Source organism: Pseudomonas paraveronii, assembly GCF_963681955.1.
Lineage (GTDB): Bacteria > Pseudomonadota > Gammaproteobacteria > Pseudomonadales > Pseudomonadaceae > Aquipseudomonas > Aquipseudomonas paraveronii.
In genome coordinates this window covers 378606-399499 of record NZ_OY817130.1, presented here as the reverse complement: position 1 = coordinate 399499, position 20894 = coordinate 378606, and the positions used below count along the sequence as shown (strand labels likewise).

Here is a 20894-nt window from a genome sequence, read left to right as displayed (position 1 = left end):
GAGTTAACTCAGTTCTTGGCTTTCTTGGCAGCGCGGGTACGCTCGCCTTCGTCCAGGATCTTCTTACGCAGGCGGATCGACTTAGGCGTGACTTCGCACAGCTCGTCGTCCTGGATGAATTCCAGAGCCTGTTCCAGGGTGAACTTCACCGGTGGAACCAGAGCGATGGTTTCGTCTTTACCCGAAGCACGCATGTTGTCGAGCTTCTTGCCTTTGGTTGGGTTGACGCCCATGTCGTTGTCACGGCTGTTCAGACCCACGATCTGACCGTTGTAGATCTCTTGACCGTGTTCAACGAACAGCTTGCCACGCGCCTGGAGGGTTTCCAGGGAGTAGGTCAGCGCCTTGCCGGTTTCAACCGAAACCAGAACACCGTTCTGACGGCCGGACATGTCGCCGGACTTCATGGTGTCGTAGCGATCGAAGATCGAGGTCAGGATGCCAGCACCGTTGGTCAGGGTCAGGAACTGGTTACGGAAACCGATCAGACCACGCGCAGGGATGTTGTATTCCAGACGCACACGGCCTTTGCCATCCGGCACCATGTTGGTCAGGTCGCCCTTACGCAGGCCCATCTCTTCCATGACCTTGCCCTGGGATTCTTCAGGGGTGTCGATGGTGACGTTTTCGAACGGTTCCTGCTTCACGCCGTCAACAGTACGGATGATCACTTCAGGACGACCAACGCCCATTTCGAAGCCTTCGCGACGCATGGTTTCGATCAGTACCGAGAGGTGCAGCTCACCACGGCCGGAAACCTTGAACTTGTCAGCCGAGTCGCCTTCTTCAACGCGCAGTGCCACGTTGTACAGCAGCTCTTTGTCCAGACGTTCCTTGATGTTACGGGAAGTCACGAACTTGCCTTCTTTACCGCAGAAAGGCGAGTCGTTTACCTGGAAGGTCATGGAAACGGTTGGCTCGTCAACGGTCAGAGGCTTCATCGCCTCGACAGTGTCCGGCTGGCACAGGGTGTCGGAGATGAACAGCGAGTCCATACCGCTGACGCACACGATGTCGCCGGCAAACGCTTCTTCAACGTCGATACGGTGCAGGCCGTGGTGACCCATCAGCTTCAGGATACGACCGTTGCGCTTCTTGCCGTCGGCGCCGATAGCGACAACCGGGGTGTTCGGCTTGACGCTACCACGAGCGATACGGCCAACGCCGATAACACCCAGGAAGCTGTTGTAGTCCAGTGCCGAGATTTGCATCTGGAACGGACCGTCACGGTCAACCTTCGGTGGTGGAACGTGGTCAACGATCGCCTGGTACAGCGGGGTCATGTCTTCCGCCATGGCGGTGTGTTCCAGACCGGCAATACCGTTCAGGGCCGAAGCGTAGATCACCTGGAAGTCCAGTTGTTCTTCGGTAGCACCCAGGTTGTCGAACAGATCGAAGATCTGGTCCAGAACCCAGTCCGGACGCGCGCCTGGACGGTCAACCTTGTTGATGCACACGATCGGACGCAGGCCGGCTTCGAAAGCCTTCTTGGTCACGAAACGGGTTTGCGGCATAGGGCCGTCTTGAGCGTCAACCAGCAGCAGAACGGAGTCAACCATCGACATTACGCGTTCTACTTCGCCGCCGAAGTCGGCGTGGCCCGGGGTGTCCACGATGTTAATGTGGTAGCCGTTCCAGTTGATAGCGGTGTTTTTAGCCAGGATGGTAATACCGCGCTCTTTCTCCTGGTCGTTGGAGTCCATCACGCGCTCGTCGTTGAGCTCGTTGCGCTCCAGGGTGCCGGATTGACGCAAGAGTTTGTCTACCAGGGTGGTTTTACCATGGTCAACGTGAGCAATGATGGCGATGTTACGTAGATTTTCGATCACTTGTGTATCTCGATCAGAGGATTCGGTGTGCTGACAGGTCGTGGCAGCGATTAACAGTAGAGTCAGGCCTTGCCGTTACAGCTTGACGGCAGAGTCGGGGGGCCGGTGACGCAGGCCACAGGCATACAGCCCCGGGCTCTTAGCTCGGTCGATAAACGCGCACATTGGCATGCCCCTCACTGAGCAAATGGTGGGCATGCAGGCGACTCATCACGCCTTTGTCGCAATACAGCAGGTACTGACGGCTGTTATCCAGTTCCTTGAAACGCGCGTTCAATGCATAAAACGGCAGCGTTTGTACGTCGATGCCAGCGATGCCCAGCGGCTCGTCTTCAGCGGCATCCGGGTGACGGATGTCGATGACGATCTGGCCCGCCAGGGCTTCGCTGACCTCTTCGATCTGCACATCCTGGCCCAACTCGTCGATGACACGATCGATCGGGACCAGTTTGGCGTTCTCGAGCGCACGCTCCAGAATCGCCATATCAAACTGTTGTTCTTCATACTCCACGCGGTTGCGCTTGGCGTGGGTCTTGGGGTTCACCGAAATGACCCCGCAATATTCAGGCATGTGCTTGGCAAAGTCGGCGGTGCCGATCTGTTCTGCCAGGTCGATGATGTCCTGCTTGTGGCTGGCGATCAGCGGGCGCAGCACCAGCTTTTCGGTAACGCAGTCGATCAGCGACAGGTTCGGCAGCGTTTGGCTGGACACCTGGGAAATCGCTTCGCCGGTCACCAGCGCGTCGATCTGCAGTTGATCGGCAATTCGGGACGCCGCGCGCAACATCATACGCTTCAATACTACGCCCATATGACTGTTATCGACTTTACCGAGAATTTCGCCCAGCACTTCCTCGAACGGCACGCTGACAAACAGCACGCGCTGGGAGCTGCCGTACTTCTTCCAGATATAGTGCGCGACTTCCATCACGCCCAATTCGTGTGCACGCCCGCCCAGGTTAAAGAAGCAGAAGTGGCTCATCAGGCCGCGGCGCATGATCTGGTAGGCCGCCACCGTGGAATCGAAACCGCCGGACATCAGTACCAGGGTCTGTTCCAGGGCGCCCAGCGGGTAGCCGCCGATGCTATTGTGCTGGCTGTGGATCACAAACAACCGTTGGTCGCGAATTTCCATGCGCACTTCAATTTGCGGCGCTTTGAGGGAAATTCCGGCGGCGCCGCACTCGCGACGCAGCTTGCTGCCGACGTATTTTTCCACATCCATGGAGCTGAACGGATGCTTGCCGGCACGCTTGCAACGCACCGAAAAAATCTTGCCTTCCAGCTCACTGCCGAAGTGTTGTTTGCACTTTTCGGTAATGTCGTCGAAGTCGCCCAGCGGGTACTCGTCCACCTGCAGGAAATGCGCGATACCCGGCATGCAGCTCAGGCGTTCGGTCATATCCTTCAAGGCCTTGGCGTCGGTGACACGGGTTTCCAGCTCGAGATTGTCCCACACACCGCTCACCACCACCGCCGGGTCCAGATCGCGGAGCACGGTACGGATGTTCTTGGCCAACTGACGGATGAAACGCATCCGTACCGGTCGGCTTTTGATGGTGATCTCGGGGAAGACTTTAACGATTAATTTCATGGAAACAGCGCGCGCCGGGCCTGCCGAAAAAGGGGGGCGCGGATTATAGCGGAAATCGCTCAAGGTTTAACCAGTTAATATGCATCGCCGACGCAACGCACCAAAACAGGTCATTCACGCAAAGCGACGCCACATTGCAGTGCGTTATTTATTCCGTTTCAGCGGTTTGCACCTTTATAGGGGCCATTTTGACGCAAAAAAGCCATGTTGGCGCACTGGCATGCAATTTGCTCTCTTGTGAGGCAGGTTGCCATGGCGGACTATCCGCGCCGGCATCACCCACATTCTAAGGGCTAACTCCACTACCCAGCCCGAAGCCACCCCGGAGGACACCATGTCGAAGTCGGTTCAACTCATCAAAGATCATGACGTTAAATGGATTGATCTGCGCTTCACGGACACAAAAGGCACTCAGCACCACGTGACCATGCCGGCTCGCGACGCGCTGGATGACGCGTTCTTCGAAGAAGGCAAAATGTTCGACGGTTCCTCCATTGCCGGCTGGAAAGGCATCGAAGCTTCCGACATGATCCTGATGCCGGACGACAGCACTGCCGTGCTGGACCCGTTCACCGAAGAGCCAACCCTGATCATCGTCTGCGACGTGATCGAGCCTTCGACCATGCAAGGCTACGACCGCGACCCACGTGCGATCGCCAAGCGTGCCGAGGAATACCTGAAGTCGACCGGTATCGGCGACACCGTATTCGTAGGCCCGGAACCAGAATTCTTCATCTTCGACGAAGTGAAGTTCAAGTCCGACATCTCCGGCTCCATGTTCAAGATCTACTCCGAACAAGGTTCGTGGATGTCCGACCAGGACGTTGAAGGCGGCAACCATGGCCACCGTCCAGGCATCAAAGGCGGTTACTTCCCGGTTCCACCATTCGACCACGACCACGAAATCCGTACCTCCATGTGCAACGCCATGGAAGACATGGGTCTGGTCATCGAAGTACACCACCACGAAGTGGCCACTGCCGGCCAGAACGAAATCGGTGTGAAGTTCAACACCCTGGTAGCCAAGGCTGACGAAGTTCAGACCCTGAAGTACTGCGTACACAACACTGCCGTTGCCTACGGCCGTACCGCTACCTTCATGCCTAAGCCACTGTACGGCGATAACGGTTCGGGTATGCACGTTCACCTGTCCATCGCCAAAGATGGCAAGAACACCTTCGCTGGCGAAGGTTATGCCGGCCTGTCCGACACTGCCCTGTACTTCATCGGCGGTATCATCAAGCACGGTAAGGCCCTGAACGGCTTCACCAACCCGTCGACCAACTCCTACAAGCGTCTGGTCCCAGGTTTCGAAGCACCGGTAATGCTGGCCTACTCGGCACGTAACCGCTCCGCTTCGATCCGTATTCCTTACGTGTCCAGCCCACGCGCTCGCCGTATCGAAGCCCGCTTCCCGGATCCAGCAGCCAACCCGTACCTGGGCTTCGCTGCACTGTTGATGGCTGGCCTGGACGGCATCCAGAACAAGATTCACCCAGGCGACGCCGCCGACAAAAACTTGTACGACCTGCCGCCTGAAGAGGCCAAAGAGATCCCACAAGTGTGCGGCAGCCTGAAAGAAGCCCTGGAAGAGCTGGACAAGGGCCGTGCGTTCCTGACCAAAGGCGGCGTGTTCAGCGACGACTTCATCGATGCCTACATCGAGCTGAAAAGCGCAGAAGAAATCAAGGTGCGTACCTTCGTACACCCACTGGAATACGAGCTGTACTACAGCTGCTGATCCGGTAGCGTCGCTTAACGTGGCGTGATCGAAAAAGACCTCCTTCGGGAGGTCTTTTTTTTGCCCGGGAATTACACAATTCCGCACCTGCAAACCCAATCAAAAAGGTGGGAGGGAGCGTGCTCCCGATAGCCGTGGATCAGTTGATACCAGTGCTGACTGACACTCTGCTATCGGGGGCAAGCCCCCTCCCACAAGGAGATCAGCATTGAACCGTCGACTTGTGTTCGCTCTGTTATTCGTCAGCGCCAGTGCGAGCGCTGCGCCGCCCAGCCTCGAACCTTTACTCAACAGCATCGCCGAACGCCTGGCGATCGCCGACCAGGTCGCCCTGAGCAAGTGGGACAGCCACAAGCCCGTAGAAGACAAGAAACGCGAGCAAGAGGTAATCGCCAGCGTCGTCGCCCTGGCACCGAGCTACAAGCTGGACCCCGCCACTGCCGAACAATTTTTCTCGGCGCAGATCGAAGCGAACAAATTGGTGCAGTACGCCCATCTGTCCGACTGGCAGTTCCAGGGCAAGGCCCCCGACGATCCACGCCCGGACCTGATCAAGCAGATCCGCCCACAACTGGACCAACTGCAAAAACGCCTGCTGCAGCAGTTGGCCGACTTCAGCCCGCAGCGCGCCGACCCACAGTGCCCGCAATGGCTGGCCGAGGCGGTGCATGAGCCGCTCAATGAGCCGATGCAGCAGTTGGCGATGATCCGCGCGACCGCCGAGCTGTGTATCTACAAAAACTAAAACGGTAAACCCGATCCAAAAATGTGGGAGGAGGCAATCCCCCTCCCACATTTGATTTGTGTGAATTCGGCACGTCCTGAGCAAGCGTCACAAAATCGCACTATATTGGTGCGACAGCTTGCACCCTTCCCACCGACCCAGCCCATTTTGGTTCGAAACTTCCCGATGAAGCTGGCAGAACGCCACAGTTTCGCGCCTTAAACCCCTATTTCAGGGCTTAAACGCTTCTTTTCGGAGCCTTGGTTTGGTTTTTGCATTTTCCTTGTATCAGCGTGTGCCTCAAGCCCGCGCCTTGCTCCAAAAGAGGTCCTGATGACCATCAGCGATGCACTGCACCGTTTGTTACTCGACAACCTGACCACCGCGACCATCCTGCTCAATGACGACCTGCGCCTTGAGTACATGAACCCGGCGGCAGAGATGCTCCTGGCCATCAGCGGCCAGCGCAGCCATGGGCAGTTCATCAGCGAATTGTTCACCGAGTCGGCCGAAGCCTTGAGCTCGTTGCGCCAGGCGGTGGAGCAGGCACACCCGTTCACCAAGCGCGAAGCGATGCTCACCGCCCTGACCGGCCAGACCCTGACCGTCGACTACGCCGTGACCCCGATCCTGAGCAACGGCAGCACCCTGCTGCTGCTCGAAGTCCACCCGCGTGACCGCCTGCTGCGTATCACCAAGGAAGAAGCGCAGCTGTCCAAGCAGGAGACCAGCAAGATGCTGGTGCGCGGCCTGGCCCACGAGATCAAGAACCCGCTGGGCGGGATTCGCGGCGCGGCGCAGTTGCTGGCGCGCGAGCTGCCGGACGAGCATCTCAAGGACTACACCAACGTCATCATCGAAGAGGCCGACCGCCTGCGCAACCTGGTGGACCGCATGCTCGGCTCCAACAAGCTGCCGGCGCTGGCGATGACCAACGTGCATGAGGTGCTGGAGCGTGTCTGCCAACTGGTCGAGGCTGAAAGCCAAGGCTGCATCACCTTGGTGCGCGACTATGACCCAAGCATTCCCGACGTCTTGATCGACCGCGAGCAGATGATCCAGGCGGTACTCAATATCGTGCGCAACGCCATGCAGGCCATCAGCAGCCAGAACGAGCTGCGCCTGGGCCGCATCAGCCTGCGCACCCGCGCCTTGCGCCAGTTCACCATCGGCCACGTGCGCCATCGCCTGGTAACCAAAGTCGAAATCACCGACAACGGCCCGGGCATTCCAGCAGAACTGCAGGAAACCATTTTCTTTCCCATGGTCAGCGGCCGCCCGGACGGTACCGGGCTGGGCCTGGCCATTACCCAGAACATCATCAGCCAGCACCAGGGTCTGATCGAATGTGAGAGCCATCCTGGCCACACCACGTTCTCGATCTTTCTGCCTCTGGAACAAGGAGCCCCATCGACATGAGCCGTAGTGAAACTGTCTGGATCGTCGATGACGACCGTTCTATCCGCTGGGTCCTCGAGAAAGCCCTGCAACAGGAAGGCATGACCACCCAGAGCTTCGACAGCGCTGACGGGGTGATGAGCCGCCTGGCGCGCCAGCAGCCCGACGTGATCATCTCCGACATCCGCATGCCCGGTGCCAGCGGCCTGGACCTGCTGGCACGGATTCGCGAGCAGCACCCGCGCCTGCCGGTGATCATCATGACCGCGCACTCGGACCTGGACAGCGCTGTGGCGTCCTATCAGGGCGGTGCGTTTGAATACCTGCCCAAGCCGTTCGACGTGGACGAAGCGGTGGCGCTGGTCAAGCGCGCCAACCAGCACGCCCAGGAACAGCAGAACCAGGAAGCCCCGCCCGCCCTGACCCGCACCCCGGAAATCATCGGTGAAGCGCCGGCGATGCAGGAAGTGTTTCGCGCCATCGGGCGCTTGAGCCACTCCAACATCACCGTGCTGATCAATGGCGAGTCGGGCACCGGTAAAGAACTCGTGGCCCACGCCCTGCACCGCCACAGCCCACGGGCGGCGTCGCCGTTTATCGCACTGAACATGGCGGCGATTCCCAAGGACTTGATGGAATCCGAGCTGTTCGGCCACGAGAAAGGTGCCTTCACCGGCGCGGCCAACCTGCGACGCGGGCGCTTTGAACAAGCGGACGGCGGCACACTGTTTCTCGATGAAATCGGCGACATGCCGGCCGATACCCAGACCCGCTTGCTGCGCGTACTGGCGGACGGCGAGTTTTACCGTGTGGGCGGGCATACGCCGGTCAAGGTCGACGTGCGCATCATCGCCGCGACTCACCAGAACCTGGAAACCCTGGTGCATGCGGGCAAGTTCCGTGAGGACTTGTTTCACCGCCTCAACGTGATCCGCATCCACATCCCGCGCATGTCGGACCGTCGCGAAGACATCCCGACCCTCGCGCGCCACTTCCTCAGCCGCGCCGCCCAGGAGCTGGCCGTCGAGCCGAAGTTGCTGAAAAGCGAGACCGAGGAATACCTGAAAAACCTGCCATGGCCCGGCAACGTGCGCCAACTGGAGAACACCTGCCGCTGGATCACGGTGATGGCGTCCGGGCGCGAAGTGCATATCGGCGACCTGCCGCCGGAGCTGCTCAGCCTGCCGCAGGATTCGGCCCCCGTGACCAACTGGGAACAGGCGCTGCGCCAATGGGCCGACCAGGCCCTGGCACGCGGCCAGTCGAACCTGCTGGACAGCGCCGTGCCGGCCTTCGAGCGGATCATGATCGAAACCGCCCTCAAGCACACCGCCGGCCGCCGCCGCGATGCCGCCGTGCTGCTGGGCTGGGGCCGCAATACCCTGACGCGCAAGATCAAGGAACTGGGGATGAAGGTGGATGGCGGGGATGATGACGACGGGGACGAGGGCTGAATCTCAGGTCCACTGAAGAGCTAATGTGGGAGGGGGCTTGCCCCCGATAGCGGCATGTCAGTCGACATCTACATGACTGATCCACCGCCATCGGGGGCAAGCCCCCTCCCACATTTGGATCTGCATAAGGTTTGGCGACCATGCACCGCTTCAATGCACCATGAACCGGCATCGGGCACGGAGCCAACGCCTGAAACCTCAGCCTCGTTGAATAAAATCTGAAAAGCAAAAACACCAAAGCCCCGTATTCCGGGGCTTTTCGCTGTCTGGAGCGTTTTTTTCGAGCTATTTGGCCACTGTGGCACGCCCCCTGCAATAACCCTGATACAACCCAGTTTCGGGGACCTTGGTACAGGCAGGCCGAGAATCCCCTCTTTACACCCGGGGTGCTTGATGCGAACCGCGTCGCGCTCCACACCGCTTTCGGGAACCTCGGTACAGGCAGGCCGGGGATTCCCTCTTTAACACGAAGCCGGATGGCTTCATCCCGTTTTGGGAGCCCTGGTACAGGCAGGCCGGGAACTCCCTCTTTTATTGCTCTTGGAGATGGATCTCCAGCCGCCAGCGGCCTTCAGCCTTCTCTCCCGACCATTCCCCACGCAACGGCCGCGCCGCCACCAGGTTGAGCAACAGACCGCCATCGGTCTTGCGCACGCGCCAGTTCACATCCTTGTCATTGACCTTGAGCTGCCCGCTGGCGGGCTTGCCCTGCGCGTCGAACAACAGCGCCACGGTGCCGTCGACGTGCTCACCGTGCAGCTTGGGTTCGCTGTTGAACCACACCACCGCACCGTCGGCTACAGGCGTTACCTGGAGCAACTCGACCGGGTCCGGGGTGGTCAGGCGCCCGATCATCAGGCCGACCATCAGGCCGACAATCGCCAAAGAGCCCAAAACCCTCGGCAATAGCTTCGGCCTGGGGTCCTCTTCGAGGGTAGAATGCAGCGCATCTTTGCCTTCGGAGCCGTGCATGTTTCACGTCATCCTTTTTCAACCAGAAATTCCGCCGAATACCGGCAACGTTATCAGGCTGTGCGCCAACAGTGGCTGCCACCTGCATTTGATCGAGCCCCTGGGCTTCGACATGGACGACAAGCGCCTGCGCCGCGCCGGGCTGGACTACCACGAGTACGCCACCCTCAAGCGCCACGCCGACCTCGCCAGTTGCCTGGAAAGCCTGGGCCACCCTCGGCTGTTCGCGTTCACCACCAAGGGCTCGCGGCCGTTCCATGATGCCAGCTTCGCCGACGGCGACGCCTTCCTGTTCGGCCCGGAAAGCCGTGGCCTGCCAGCCGAGGTGCTCGACGCCCTGCCCGACGGCCATCGCCTGCGTTTGCCGATGCGCGAAGGTTGCCGCAGCCTGAACCTGTCCAACACCGTCGCCATAGCCGTCTACGAAGGCTGGCGCCAACTCGGCTTCAAGTAACACACAAAACAAATGTGGGAGGGGGCTTGCCCCCGATGCCGGAGTGTCAGTCGACATCTACCTGACTGATCCACCGCAATCGGGGGCAAGCCCCCTCCCACATTTTTTTACCGCGTCGACTTATTGAACGGTCGGTGCGCCTTCCTGTTGCATGCGCTGCAGCTCTTGCGCGTACAGGGCATCGAAGTTCACCGGAGCCAGCATCAGCGCCGGGAACGAGCCACGGGTGACCAGGCTGTCCAGGGTCTCGCGGGCATACGGGAACAGGATATTCGGGCAGAACGCGCCCAGGGTGTGGCTCATGGACGCTTCGTCCAGGCCCTGGATCAGGAAGATACCGGCCTGTTGCACTTCAGCGATGAAGGCCACTTCTTCGCCATTCTTGACGGTGACCGACAGGGTCAGCACGACTTCGTGGAAGTCGCCTTCCAGCGCTTTTTGACGGGTGTTCAGGTCCAGCGCAACGCTTGGGGTCCATTCCTGACGGAAGATGGCCGGGCTTTTCGGCGCTTCGAACGACAGGTCGCGCACATAGATGCGCTGCAGCGAAAACTGTGGGCCTTGAGCTTCTGCTGCTTCGGTGTTCTGTTGGTCAGTCATCGCAGATCCTTCTTGATCTTGGGGTCTTTTAGGGTTTAGGAGTCAGACGTGAAGCAGCGCGTCCAGCTTTCCGGCGCGCTCAAGGGCAAACAGGTCATCGCATCCACCGATGTGCTCGGCGCCGATCCAGATCTGCGGCACGGACGTGCGCCCCGCCTTCTGGGCCATTTCGGCGCGCACCTGGGGTTTACCGTCGACCTTGATCTCTTCGAAGGCAACACCCTTCTTCTCCAGCAAGGCCTTGGCCCGCATGCAGTAAGGGCACCAATCGCTGGAATACACGACAACCTGGCTCATATCACTTCACCAGCGGCAGGTTATCGGCGCGCCAGCTGCTGATACCACCAGACAGCTTGGCGGCGGTGAAGCCGGTCTTGAGCATTTCGCGGGCGTGAGTGCCGGAATGCTGGCCTTGGGCGTCGACCAGGATGATGGTCTTGGCCTTGTGCTTTTCCAGCTCGGCCAGGCGCGCGATCAGCTTGTCCTGGGGAATGTTCAGGGCACCGACGATATGACCGGCGGCAAAATCCTTGGCCGGACGGATATCCACGACAACGGCCTCATCCTTGTTGACCAGCGCGGTCAGCTCCGACGTGCTCAGGCTGCGGCCACCGCGGCTCATTTCATGAGCGATCAGCAGCGCCAGCAGGATGACGAAGGCACCCGCGAGCAGGTAGTGGGCAGTGGCAAATGCAATCAGGTGATCAACCATCAAGGAGGTTCCAGGGCGTTAAAATGGCGGTAAGTATACACAGCCGTCAGGGGGGGCCAACCCCCGTAAAGCGGTGACGTGGTCGGAACTTCGCTTTAAACTGCCACTCCCTTTTCAATCCCCTTCATTAATTACCGCCGCGAGAGGATCTATGACTACGACGCCTAAACCTTTGGTCCTGATAATTCTCGATGGCTTCGGACACAGTGAAAGCCACCACGACAACGCCGTGTACTCGGCCAACAAGCCGGTGCTGGACCGCCTGACCGCCACCCAGCCCAACGGCCTGATCTCCGGTTCGGGCATGGACGTGGGCCTGCCGGACGGCCAAATGGGCAACTCGGAAGTCGGCCATATGAATCTCGGCGCCGGACGAGTGGTCTATCAGGACTTCACCCGCGTGACCAAAGCGATCCGCGACGGCGAGTTCTTCGAGAACCCGACCCTCTGCGCGGCAGTCGACAAAGCCGTCGCCGCCGGCAAGGCCGTGCACTTCATGGGCTTGCTGTCCGACGGTGGCGTACACAGCCACCAGGACCATCTTGTGGCCATGGCCGAACTGGCCTTCAAGCGCGGCGCCGACAAGATCTACCTGCACGCCTTCCTCGACGGCCGCGACACGCCGCCGAAAAGCGCGCAATCGTCGATCGAACTGCTGGACGCCGCCTTCGCCGCCCTGGGCAAGGGCCGTATCGCCAGCCTGGTCGGTCGCTATTTCGCCATGGACCGCGACAACCGCTGGGACCGCGTGTCCCAGGCCTACAACCTGATCGTCGACGGGCAGGCCGAATTCAACGCCGCCACCGCCCAGGAAGGCCTGGAAGCCGCCTACGCGCGCGGCGAGAGCGATGAGTTCGTCAAAGCCACGACCATCGGCGAGCCGGTGAAAGTCGAAGACGGCGATGCCGTAGTGTTCATGAACTTCCGCGCCGACCGTGCCCGCGAGCTGAGCCACGTGTTCGTCGACCCCGGCTTCAAGGACTTCGAACGCGCGCGCCAGCCGAAAGTCGAGTTCGTCATGCTCACCCAATACGCCGCCAACATCCCGGCCCCGTCGGCTTTTGCCCCGGGCAGCCTGGAAAACGTGCTGGGCGACTACCTGGCGAAAAACGGCAAGACCCAACTGCGCATCGCCGAAACCGAGAAATATGCCCACGTGACCTTCTTCTTTTCCGGTGGCCGCGAAGAACCGTTCCCGGGCGAAGAGCGCATCCTGATCCCATCGCCGAAGGTCGCGACCTACGACCTGCAGCCGGAAATGAGCGCGCCGGAAGTCACCGACAAGATCGTCGATGCCATCGATCACCAGCGTTATGACGTGATCGTGGTCAACTACGCCAACGGCGACATGGTCGGCCACAGCGGCAACCTGGCCGCCGCGATCAAGGCCGTGGAATGCCTGGACCTGTGCGTGGGCCGCATCGTCGACGCCCTGGAAAAAGTCGGCGGCGAAGCGCTGATCACCGCCGACCACGGCAACTGCGAGCAAATGTCCGACGAATCCACCGGACAAGCCCACACCGCCCACACCACCGAGCCGGTGCCGTTCATCTACGTCGGCAAGCGCGACCTGAAAGTACGCAACGGTGGCGTGCTGGCCGATGTAGCGCCGACCATGTTGATGTTGATGGGGCTGGAGAAACCAAAAGAGATGACCGGCACCTCAATCCTGGTCTGATTACAGCATCACCGAAAATCAATGTGGGAGGGGGCTTGCCCCCGATAGCGGCATGTCAGTCGGCATCTACATGACTGATCCACCGCAATCGGGGGCAAGCCCCCTCCCACATTGGACTCTCTGTGTTGGGTAGGTGTCTTTTCGCCATACCACTGCCACTCGGCACCTATCTTGCCCAGAAGCCCCAAATGGGCGTTTTTTTTGCAGCGCTTGGCGGGCATACTAGGCCGTCCATTTCCCTGGTGTCGCCCGCCTCTATGCTTCGCGCCTTGATTACCCTCGCTCTTGTCTGCCTGCTCCAACCGGCATTTGCCGATGAGCGCGCACAAACCCAACAACAGTTGGACGCTACGCGTCAGGACATTACCGAGCTGAAAAAACTGCTCGGCAAGCTCCAGGAAGAAAAATCCGGGGTGCAGAAAGACCTGCGCGGCACGGAAACCGAAATGGGCCAGCTGGAGAAACAAGTCCAGGAGCTACAAAAAGAATTAAAGAAGAGCGAGTCGGAACTGGAGCGACTCGACGCTGAGAAAAAAAAACTCCAGAGCGCACGCGTTGAACAGCAACGCCTGATCGCGATCCAGGCCCGCGCCGCCTACCAGAGCGGCCGCCAGGAATACCTCAAGCTGCTGCTCAACCAGCAGAACCCGGAAAAATTCGCGCGCACCCTCACCTACTACGATTACCTGAGCAAGGCCCGCCTGGCTCAATTGAAAGGTTTCAACGAAACCCTGCGCCAACTGGCCAACGTCGAACAGGAAATCGCCGACCAGCAGTCACAGTTGCTCGACCAGAAAAGCGCCCTCGACACCCAGCGCGACCAGCTCGACAAGGTGCGCAAGGAACGCCAACTGGCCCTGGCCAAGCTCAATGACGACGTGAAAGCCCGTGACGCCAAGCTGCAAGCCCGCGAGCAGGACCAGGCCGACCTGGCCAAAGTATTGAAAACCATCGAAGAAACCCTGGCTCGCCAGGCACGCGAGGCCGAGGAAGCGCGACAAAAAGCGCTGATCGCCCAGCAGGAAGCAGAAAAAAAGCGTCAGCGTGAGGCCGAACTGGCAGCCACTACCGACGCTCCGGCCCCACGTAAACCGGCGCATGCAGCGCCTGGCCCGCTGGTTTCCAGCGCGGGCGAATCCTTCGGCGGCCCTTTTGCTTCAGCTCGCGGCAAACTTCCATGGCCCGTTGATGGTCGACTACTGGCACGCTTTGGGGAAACCCGTGGCGATGACACCCGCGCCAAGTGGGATGGGGTGATGATCAGCGCAGCCGCCGGCAGCCAGGTCCACGCCGTCCACGGCGGTCGCGTGGTGTTTGCCGATTGGTTGCGGGGCGCCGGTCTATTGGTGATTCTCGACCACGGTAATGGCTATTTGAGTCTTTATGGCCACAATCAGACTTTACTCAAGTCGGCAGGTGATGTGGTAAAAGCCGGTGAATCCATCTCCACTGTCGGTAACAGTGGCGGCCAGGACACTCCGGCGCTGTACTTCGCTATTCGTCAGCAGGGCCGCCCGAGCGACCCTGCACAATGGTGCCGCACCCAAGGATAGGGTCGCATCTACATTAGGAGTTCGTTCGACATGCTGCATTTGTCCCGCCTCACTTCGCTGGCCCTGACGATCGCTCTGGTGATCGGCGCGCCTCTGGCTTTCGCCGACCAGGCCGCACCGGCTGCACCCGCCGGCACGGCCGCGACCACCAAGGCGCCGTTGCCGCTGGAAGAGCTGCGCACCTTTGCCGAGGTCATGGACCGGATCAAGGCAGCCTATGTCGAACCCGTAGACGACAAGACCCTGCTGGAAAATGCCATCAAGGGCATGCTCAGCAACCTCGACCCGCACTCCGCTTACCTCGGCCCGGAAGATTTCGCCGAACTGCAGGAAAGCACCAGCGGTGAGTTCGGTGGCCTGGGCATTGAAGTCGGCGCCGAAGATGGCCAGATCAAAGTGGTCTCGCCGATCGACGATACCCCGGCGTCCAAGGCCGGCATCCAGGCCGGCGACCTGATCGTCAAGATCAACGGCCAGCCGACCCGTGGCCAGACCATGACCGAAGCCGTCGACAAGATGCGCGGCAAGATCGGCCAGAAAATCACCCTGACCCTGGTGCGCGACGGCGGTGCGCCGTTCGACGTGACCCTGGCCCGCGCGACCATCACGGTCAAGAGCGTGAAGAGCCAGTTGCTGGAGTCGGGCTACGGCTACATCCGCATCACCCAGTTCCAGGTCAAGACCGGCGACGAAGTGGCCAAGGCCCTGGCCAAGCTGCGTAAAGACAACGGCAAGAAGCTCAACGGCATCGTGCTCGACCTGCGCAACAACCCCGGTGGCGTGCTGCAGTCGGCGGTGGAAGTGGTCGACCACTTCATCACCAAAGGCTTGATCGTCTACACCAAGGGCCGTATCGCCAACTCCGAGCTGCGCTTCTCGGCCACCGGCAACGACCTCAGCGAAAACGTGCCGCTGGCCGTGCTGATCAACGGCGGCAGCGCCTCGGCCTCGGAGATCGTCGCCGGCGCCCTGCAAGACCAGAAGCGCGGCGTGCTGATGGGCACCACCAGCTTCGGCAAAGGCTCGGTGCAAACCGTGTTGCCGCTGAACAACGAGCGCGCCCTGAAAATCACCACCGCGCTGTACTACACGCCGAACGGCCGCTCGATCCAGGCCCAGGGCATCGTGCCGGACATCGAAGTGCGCAAGGCCAAGATCACCAACGAGGCCGACAGCGAGTACTACAAGGAAGCCGACCTGCAAGGTCACCTGGGCAATGGCAACGGCGGCGCCGACCAGCCGACCGGCAGCAGCACCAAAGCCAAGCCGATGCCGCAGGACGATGATTATCAACTGGCCCAGGCGTTGAGCCTGCTCAAGGGCTTGAGCATCACGCGCAGCCGTTGATATGCGCGTTGCCCTGATCATCGCTGCACTGTGCAGCCTGGCCGGGGTCGCCCACGCGACCCCGGCCAACGAACCGCACAAAGCCTACCTGACCCTGATCATCGACGACCTGGGGCAAAACCTGCCCCGGGATCGCCGCGTGCTGGCCCTGCCCGGCCCGGTGACCACCGCGATCATGCCCGACACACCCCACGCCGCCGAATTCGCCCGCGAAGCGCACAAGGCCGGCAAGGTCGTGATCCTGCACATGCCCATGGACCCGGCCACCGGGCCGTTCGCCTGGCACCCCGAGCTGCCTATCGAAGAACTCGGCAAACGCCTGGACGCCGCGTTCAAGGCCGTGCCCTACACCGCCGGCATCAACAACCACATGGGCAGCCGCATGACCGCCCAGCCCGAAGCCATGGCATGGCTGATGGGCGAATTGCAACGGCGCCACAAGTTCTTTGTCGACAGCCGCACCAGCGCGCAGACCGTCGGTGCCGCCGAAGCACAGAAGATCGGCCTCGCGAGTATCTCGCGGGATGTGTTCCTCGACGATGAACGCACCGAAGCCGCGATCACTACGCAATTGCAGAGCGCAATCAAACTGGCCCATAAACAGGGCTCGGCGGTGATGATCGGCCATCCGTATCCGCAGACCCTGGCGGTGCTCGAACGCGAACTGCCCAAGCTCAAGGCCCAGGGCGTGGACTGGATCGATATCAAGTTGATGATCAGCGTGCGCAGCAATCAGGCGATGGCGGGGCACGGCAAGAACGGCACCTACCAGCCGGCGCGTAGATAAATACCACTTGGTGACCGGACGATCCTTCGATAGTTGACGCCTGCCCTGGCAGCCACCCAGAAGCCTCTGGATGGACTCGCGTCAACTCAAGGACGACCCATGAAAACACCCTGTTCAGCGCTTTTTTTCAGCCTCCTGTCCACCCTGCCCTTCGCCCTTTGGGGCGCCCCGACGGACTTCGGCGAAGGCCTCGCCAACGCCAGCCCAGCACGCATGCTCAGCAATGCGCAGCGCCAGCATGAGCATTGGAGCGGCGTCGGCCGGGTCCGCAATGACGCCCAGACACTCTGCACCGCCAGCCTGTTGGACACCCGCGACGACCGTGGCAAGTCCGGGCCGGCCTATGTCGTTACCAGCAGCCATTGCCTGCATCGGCTCAACGGTGCGGTGCAACGGGACTTGCCGATCAAGGGCAGCATCAGCTTCAACTACTTCGACGACACCCTCGAAACCATCAAGACCTACCCGCTCAAAACCCTGAGGTGGGGCAGCAGCCAGGGCGTCGACCTGGCCATTATCGAGTTGCAGGCCCCCCTGGCGGACTTGATCAAGGCGGGCATCACACCGCTGAAACTGGCCGAGGAGGTGCCCGCCGATGGCGTCGACATCCTCGCCCTGGTGGCGCCGGAATGGAACACCCTGCACCTATCCGCCTGCGTGCAGCAGGCCTCGCGCGAACTGCTGGAGCAGCCGTTCGTGTGGCGGGTCACCCTGAAGAACCAGTGCCAGGACGTCGGCCTGGGCGGCTTTGGCGGCCCATTGCTGGACCGCAGCACCAACCAGCTGTTCGGCATCCTCAGCACCAGCACCCGAGGCCAGCCGGAAGAGCGCAAATGCCAGCGCGACGCCCCCTGCGAGGTCAACAACGGCCTGCCCGCCTGGCACCCCGAGACCAATTACGGCAGCCCGGTGACATTCCTTAATCATTGTTTTGTCGACGGCGTGCTGAAGGCTGACAGCGAATACTGCGAGCTCTACCCGACCACCACGATCACCTTCCAGAACCCGGAGCCCATCCAGCAATACTTTCTCAAGACGTCCGGTGGCAGCGGCAAGGACATCGTACCGCGCTGGAACCTGACGTTCACCGTCAACACCCCGTTCTACCGCTACAAAACCACGCGGCGCGCGATCGATTGCGAGAATCCGGCACTCTACAGTCCGCCGATCGAGGCGGCCGCGGCCTACATCAACGACCCCATCGGCCCGCAAACCGGGGTACACATGCTGTGTATCGTGGGAGTGGATTCCGCCGAGCAACCGGTGACCAACGGCATGATGAAAAACGCCTTGAGCCTGGCAGTGGAGTTGGCCGAGCCAGGCCCGGCACGCACGCCCAACCTGACGATCAACCTGGATAAACTGGGCCTGGGGGCCTATACGGTGATCTGGAACCTCGCGCCACCGTTCATGCAGCGCTACACCTACAAGTACGGTCCTGCCGCCACCACCGATTGCCTACGGCCGGTGAACTACCTGCCCATACCGCCTGCGCCTATGGATGAAGACGAAGAGGACATCATCGATCTGGTGCGTCCGCTCAATGACTCCCCTCGCATGTCGCTGGAAAAGTACGCCCAACTGATCACGCTCAAAGATACGCCCTACAAGATCTGCACCTACGCCTTTGACCAGGCGGACCAGCCATCGACCCTGCGCGTGGACCTGCTCAAGCCGCGCTGAGGGCTAGAGGTAGCGCGCCATGATCGCGTCGACCTCGCCGTCCTGGCGCAACTGATCCAACGCCGCCTGCAACTTGGCCACCGTCGCATCCGGCACGTCCTTGTTCAGCGCCAGGTACAACTGGGCACTGTTGAAACGCAGGACCGTCTTGAGCCCGCTCACACCGACCTGCCGCGCCAGGTAGCGTCCGGCCGGGTCGCCGGTGGCCCATAGGTCGATCTGGCCATCCAGCAGCTTTTGCGCGTTGTCCTGGTCACGCAACACCAGCACGGGCTTGAGGCCCTGCCTTTCCAGGGTCTCGGCAATCGCGTCGCCCCTGTAGGCGCCGATCTTGTAGCGCCGCGCCTGCGCCAGCTCGCCGAGCTGGATCTTGCTGTCGGCCTTGGCCAGCATCACCCAGTCATCCGGGCCAATAGGGCCGACCCATTTGAACAGCGCTTCACGCTCTGGCAGGCGAGCCATCACGAACACACCGTAGCCGGGGTTTTCCAGGGCCAGTTTGTAGATCCGCTCCCAAGGAAAGCGCAGGGTGAGGTTGTAGGAAATGCCGGCACGCTTGAAGGTTTCGCGCACGATGTCCACGGCGATGCCTTCGATGTTGTCTTCCTTGGCGAAGTTCTTGCCGTTTTTCGCCATGTTGTAGGGCGGGAAGTTTTCCGTCAGCAACACCAGGGAGGCGTCAGACGATTCTTCGGCTTGGGACGCTCCGATCATGAGCACGGAGGTACTGGCGAGGGCGAGCAGCAGGTCTTTGAACATGAAAGTTACCGGAATCCATGGCAAGCGCAGAGAGTGCCGCGCACTTGCCATGGTGTCCAGCAACGTTTAGCGCACCACGATACCGCGCGCGGCCATGTACGCCTTGGCCTCGGGGACGGTGTATTCGCCAAAGTGGAAAATACTTGCCGCCAGCACGGCGCTGGCGTGGCCTTCGATCACGCCGTCGGCCAGGTGCTGCAGGTTGCCGACGCCGCCGGAGGCGATCACCGGAATGCCCAGCGCATCGCTGATGGCGCGGGTCACGCCGAGGTCGAAGCCGTTTTTCATGCCGTCCTGGTCCATGCTGGTCAGCAGGATTTCACCGGCGCCCAGGCCTTCCATCTTCATCGCCCACTCCACCGCGTCCAGGCCGGTCGGCTTGCGCCCGCCGTGGGTGAAGATCTCCCAGCGCGGGGTTTCGCCGGGGCCGGAGACTTTCTTGGCGTCGATGGCCACCACGATGCACTGCGAACCGAAGTGCTGCGCGGCTTCGCCGACGAACTCCGGGTTGAACACTGCGGCGGTGTTGATCGAGACCTTGTCCGCGCCGGCATTGAGCAGGTTGCGGATGTCTTGCACGGAGCGCACGCCACCGCCCACGGTCAGCGGGATGAATACCTGGCTGGCCATGCGCTCGACGGTGTGCAGCGTGGTGTCGCGGCCGTCGACGCTGGCGGTGATGTCGAGAAAGGTAATCTCGTCGGCACCTTGCTCATCGTAGCGACGGGCGATTTCCACCGGGTCGCCGGCGTCACGGATGTTCTCGAACTTGACGCCCTTGACCACGCGACCGTTGTCGACGTCCAGGCAAGGGATGATGCGTTTGGCCAGCGCCATGGTCAGTCCTCAGCCGTTGTAGGCATCGCAGTAAGCCTGGGCTTCGGCGACGTCCAGGGTACCTTCGTAGATCGCGCGGCCGGTGATGGCGCCGATGATCCCAGGGGCCCGGGCGTCCAGCAGCGACTTGATGTCACCCAGATTGTGGATGCCACCGGAAGCGATCACCGGGATCTTAGTGGCTGCCGCCAGCGCAGCGGTGAACGGCACGTTGCAGCCCTGCATCATGCCGTCTTTGGCGATGTCGGTATAAACGATGGCGGACACGCCGTCGGCTTCGAACTGCTTGGCCAGGTCGATCACCTGCACCGTGCTGATTTCAGCCCAGCCATCGGTGGCGACGAAACCGTCCTTGGCGTCCAGGCCGACGATCACCTTGCCCGGGAACGCACGACAGGCCTCGGCGACGAAGGCTGGGTCTTTCACGGCCTTGGTGCCGATGATCACGTAGCTCACGCCAGCCTTGACGTAGTGTTCGATGGTTTCCAGGGAGCGGATACCGCCGCCGATCTGGATCGGCAGGTTCGGGTAGCGCTTGGCGATCGCGGTCACCACTTCACCATTGACCGGCTGGCCTTCGAAGGCGCCGTTCAAGTCCACCAGATGCAGACGACGGCAACCACCTTCCACCCATTTGGCAGCCATGCTCACCGGGTCGTCGGAGAACACCGTGGAATCTTCCATGCGGCCCTGGCGCAGACGGACGCAAGCGCCGTCCTTGAGATCGATAGCGGGGATAATCAGCATCTGGCAAACCTTATTCGATATTCAG

19 protein-coding genes are annotated in these 20894 nt (G+C 60.9%); 10 read left to right on the top strand and 9 right to left on the bottom strand.

All coding sequences use genetic code 11. The annotated features are described in order from the left end of the window. Nucleotides 1-8: 8 nt before the first annotated feature. A complete protein-coding gene (typA, locus tag U5A08_RS01710; protein WP_253392755.1) occupies nucleotides 9-1829 on the bottom strand; it encodes a translational GTPase TypA in 1821 nt (606 codons plus the stop codon). A gap of 139 nt (nucleotides 1830-1968) precedes the next feature. Further along, entirely contained in the window at nucleotides 1969-3423 is a 1455-nt protein-coding gene (thiI, locus tag U5A08_RS01705) for a tRNA uracil 4-sulfurtransferase ThiI (RefSeq protein WP_321850021.1), read from the bottom strand. Nucleotides 3424-3757: 334 nt separating this feature from the next. Here thiI and glnA point away from each other — a divergent pair, with 334 nt between their 5' ends. The 4 genes from glnA to ntrC all read left to right on the top strand — a co-directional run bounded on the left by glnA (nucleotide 3758) and on the right by ntrC (nucleotide 8740). Next, the gene (glnA, locus tag U5A08_RS01700) at nucleotides 3758-5164 is read left to right on the top strand and encodes a glutamate--ammonia ligase (protein ID WP_253392751.1); all 1407 of its coding nucleotides are present in this window, start codon (nucleotides 3758-3760) and stop codon (nucleotides 5162-5164) included. Nucleotides 5165-5372: 208 nt separating this feature from the next. Next, nucleotides 5373-5909, top strand: a complete 537-nt coding sequence (locus U5A08_RS01695) for a chorismate mutase (RefSeq protein ID WP_321850020.1) — start codon at nucleotides 5373-5375, stop codon at nucleotides 5907-5909. A 312-nt stretch (nucleotides 5910-6221) separates the two neighbouring features. Beyond that, nucleotides 6222-7307, top strand: coding sequence for a nitrogen regulation protein NR(II) (gene glnL / locus U5A08_RS01690; protein ID WP_253392747.1), 1086 nt, complete (start codon nucleotides 6222-6224; stop codon nucleotides 7305-7307). After that, entirely contained in the window at nucleotides 7304-8740 is a 1437-nt protein-coding gene (gene ntrC, locus U5A08_RS01685; protein WP_253392745.1) for a nitrogen regulation protein NR(I), read from the top strand. The genes glnL and ntrC overlap by 4 nt, the downstream gene beginning before the upstream one ends. Nucleotides 8741-9271: 531 nt before the next feature. On the opposite strand, the gene U5A08_RS01680 is transcribed toward ntrC, so the two are convergent. Then, the gene (locus U5A08_RS01680; protein ID WP_321850019.1) at nucleotides 9272-9712 is read right to left on the bottom strand and encodes a hypothetical protein; all 441 of its coding nucleotides are present in this window, start codon (nucleotides 9710-9712) and stop codon (nucleotides 9272-9274) included. On the opposite strand from U5A08_RS01680, the gene U5A08_RS01675 reads away from it, so the two are divergent. Further along, a complete protein-coding gene (locus tag U5A08_RS01675) occupies nucleotides 9711-10166 on the top strand; it encodes a tRNA (cytidine(34)-2'-O)-methyltransferase (RefSeq protein ID WP_247397321.1) in 456 nt (151 codons plus the stop codon). The two genes, U5A08_RS01680 and U5A08_RS01675, sit on opposite strands and share 2 nt — an antisense overlap. Nucleotides 10167-10286: 120 nt before the next feature. Here the strand turns inward: U5A08_RS01675 and secB are convergent, their stop codons facing one another. Genes secB through U5A08_RS01660 form a run of 3 tightly spaced genes read right to left on the bottom strand, consistent with a single transcriptional unit; the run spans nucleotide 10287 to nucleotide 11478 of the window. Further along, a complete protein-coding gene (secB, locus tag U5A08_RS01670) occupies nucleotides 10287-10766 on the bottom strand; it encodes a protein-export chaperone SecB (RefSeq protein WP_014716520.1) in 480 nt (159 codons plus the stop codon). 42 nt (nucleotides 10767-10808) lie between these two features. Next, the gene (grxC, locus tag U5A08_RS01665) at nucleotides 10809-11063 is read right to left on the bottom strand and encodes a glutaredoxin 3 (protein ID WP_253392741.1); all 255 of its coding nucleotides are present in this window, start codon (nucleotides 11061-11063) and stop codon (nucleotides 10809-10811) included. Between the two features lies 1 nt (nucleotide 11064). Then, nucleotides 11065-11478 carry a rhodanese-like domain-containing protein gene (locus U5A08_RS01660; protein ID WP_017849931.1) on the bottom strand — a complete coding sequence of 138 codons (414 nt, stop codon included), beginning with the start codon at nucleotides 11476-11478 and terminating at the stop codon, nucleotides 11065-11067. 151 nt (nucleotides 11479-11629) lie between these two features. Here U5A08_RS01660 and gpmI point away from each other — a divergent pair, with 151 nt between their 5' ends. The 5 genes from gpmI (at nucleotide 11630) to U5A08_RS01635 (ending at nucleotide 18526) form a co-directional block, all read left to right on the top strand. Continuing rightward, the gene (gene gpmI / locus U5A08_RS01655; RefSeq protein ID WP_253392739.1) at nucleotides 11630-13156 is read left to right on the top strand and encodes a 2,3-bisphosphoglycerate-independent phosphoglycerate mutase; all 1527 of its coding nucleotides are present in this window, start codon (nucleotides 11630-11632) and stop codon (nucleotides 13154-13156) included. Nucleotides 13157-13413: 257 nt separating this feature from the next. Beyond that, nucleotides 13414-14709: a murein hydrolase activator EnvC family protein gene (locus tag U5A08_RS01650; RefSeq protein WP_253392737.1), complete on the top strand. Its 1296-nt coding sequence runs from the start codon at nucleotides 13414-13416 to the stop codon at nucleotides 14707-14709. Nucleotides 14710-14739: 30 nt separating this feature from the next. Next, nucleotides 14740-16056 carry a S41 family peptidase gene (locus U5A08_RS01645; protein ID WP_247397314.1) on the top strand — a complete coding sequence of 439 codons (1317 nt, stop codon included), beginning with the start codon at nucleotides 14740-14742 and terminating at the stop codon, nucleotides 16054-16056. Between the two features lies 1 nt (nucleotide 16057). Then, on the top strand, nucleotides 16058-16843 hold the full coding sequence (locus U5A08_RS01640; protein WP_253392735.1) for a divergent polysaccharide deacetylase family protein: 786 nt from the start codon (nucleotides 16058-16060) through the stop codon (nucleotides 16841-16843). Nucleotides 16844-16942: 99 nt separating this feature from the next. After that, on the top strand, nucleotides 16943-18526 hold the full coding sequence (locus tag U5A08_RS01635) for a serine protease (RefSeq protein WP_321850011.1): 1584 nt from the start codon (nucleotides 16943-16945) through the stop codon (nucleotides 18524-18526). A 3-nt stretch (nucleotides 18527-18529) separates the two neighbouring features. Here the strand turns inward: U5A08_RS01635 and U5A08_RS01630 are convergent, their stop codons facing one another. The 3 genes from U5A08_RS01630 to hisA all read right to left on the bottom strand — a co-directional run bounded on the left by U5A08_RS01630 (nucleotide 18530) and on the right by hisA (nucleotide 20869). Next, nucleotides 18530-19285, bottom strand: coding sequence for a substrate-binding periplasmic protein (locus tag U5A08_RS01630; RefSeq protein ID WP_253392731.1), 756 nt, complete (start codon nucleotides 19283-19285; stop codon nucleotides 18530-18532). 66 nt (nucleotides 19286-19351) lie between these two features. After that, complete coding sequence (gene hisF, locus U5A08_RS01625) at nucleotides 19352-20122, bottom strand: imidazole glycerol phosphate synthase subunit HisF (RefSeq protein ID WP_122730394.1); 771 nt, start codon at nucleotides 20120-20122, stop codon at nucleotides 19352-19354. Nucleotides 20123-20131: 9 nt separating this feature from the next. Next, nucleotides 20132-20869 carry a 1-(5-phosphoribosyl)-5-[(5-phosphoribosylamino)methylideneamino]imidazole-4-carboxamide isomerase gene (gene hisA, locus U5A08_RS01620; RefSeq protein ID WP_057008570.1) on the bottom strand — a complete coding sequence of 246 codons (738 nt, stop codon included), beginning with the start codon at nucleotides 20867-20869 and terminating at the stop codon, nucleotides 20132-20134. Nucleotides 20870-20894 lie beyond the last annotated feature (25 nt).

Coding starts and splice junctions, on each gene's coding strand:
- U5A08_RS01645 (WP_247397314.1), top strand. CDS start 14,740: ATGCTGCATTTGTCCCGCCTCACTTCGCTGGCCCTGACGATCGCTCTG.
- grxC (WP_253392741.1), bottom strand. CDS start 11,063: ATGAGCCAGGTTGTCGTGTATTCCAGCGATTGGTGCCCTTACTGCATG.
- U5A08_RS01660 (WP_017849931.1), bottom strand. CDS start 11,478: ATGGTTGATCACCTGATTGCATTTGCCACTGCCCACTACCTGCTCGCG.
- U5A08_RS01640 (WP_253392735.1), top strand. CDS start 16,058: ATGCGCGTTGCCCTGATCATCGCTGCACTGTGCAGCCTGGCCGGGGTC.
- ntrC (WP_253392745.1), top strand. CDS start 7,304: ATGAGCCGTAGTGAAACTGTCTGGATCGTCGATGACGACCGTTCTATC.
- U5A08_RS01650 (WP_253392737.1), top strand. CDS start 13,414: ATGCTTCGCGCCTTGATTACCCTCGCTCTTGTCTGCCTGCTCCAACCG.
- hisA (WP_057008570.1), bottom strand. CDS start 20,869: ATGCTGATTATCCCCGCTATCGATCTCAAGGACGGCGCTTGCGTCCGT.
- U5A08_RS01680 (WP_321850019.1), bottom strand. CDS start 9,712: ATGCACGGCTCCGAAGGCAAAGATGCGCTGCATTCTACCCTCGAAGAG.
- hisF (WP_122730394.1), bottom strand. CDS start 20,122: ATGGCGCTGGCCAAACGCATCATCCCTTGCCTGGACGTCGACAACGGT.
- U5A08_RS01635 (WP_321850011.1), top strand. CDS start 16,943: ATGAAAACACCCTGTTCAGCGCTTTTTTTCAGCCTCCTGTCCACCCTG.
- U5A08_RS01675 (WP_247397321.1), top strand. CDS start 9,711: ATGTTTCACGTCATCCTTTTTCAACCAGAAATTCCGCCGAATACCGGC.
- thiI (WP_321850021.1), bottom strand. CDS start 3,423: ATGAAATTAATCGTTAAAGTCTTCCCCGAGATCACCATCAAAAGCCGA.
- U5A08_RS01630 (WP_253392731.1), bottom strand. CDS start 19,285: ATGTTCAAAGACCTGCTGCTCGCCCTCGCCAGTACCTCCGTGCTCATG.
- gpmI (WP_253392739.1), top strand. CDS start 11,630: ATGACTACGACGCCTAAACCTTTGGTCCTGATAATTCTCGATGGCTTC.
- glnL (WP_253392747.1), top strand. CDS start 6,222: ATGACCATCAGCGATGCACTGCACCGTTTGTTACTCGACAACCTGACC.
- glnA (WP_253392751.1), top strand. CDS start 3,758: ATGTCGAAGTCGGTTCAACTCATCAAAGATCATGACGTTAAATGGATT.
- secB (WP_014716520.1), bottom strand. CDS start 10,766: ATGACTGACCAACAGAACACCGAAGCAGCAGAAGCTCAAGGCCCACAG.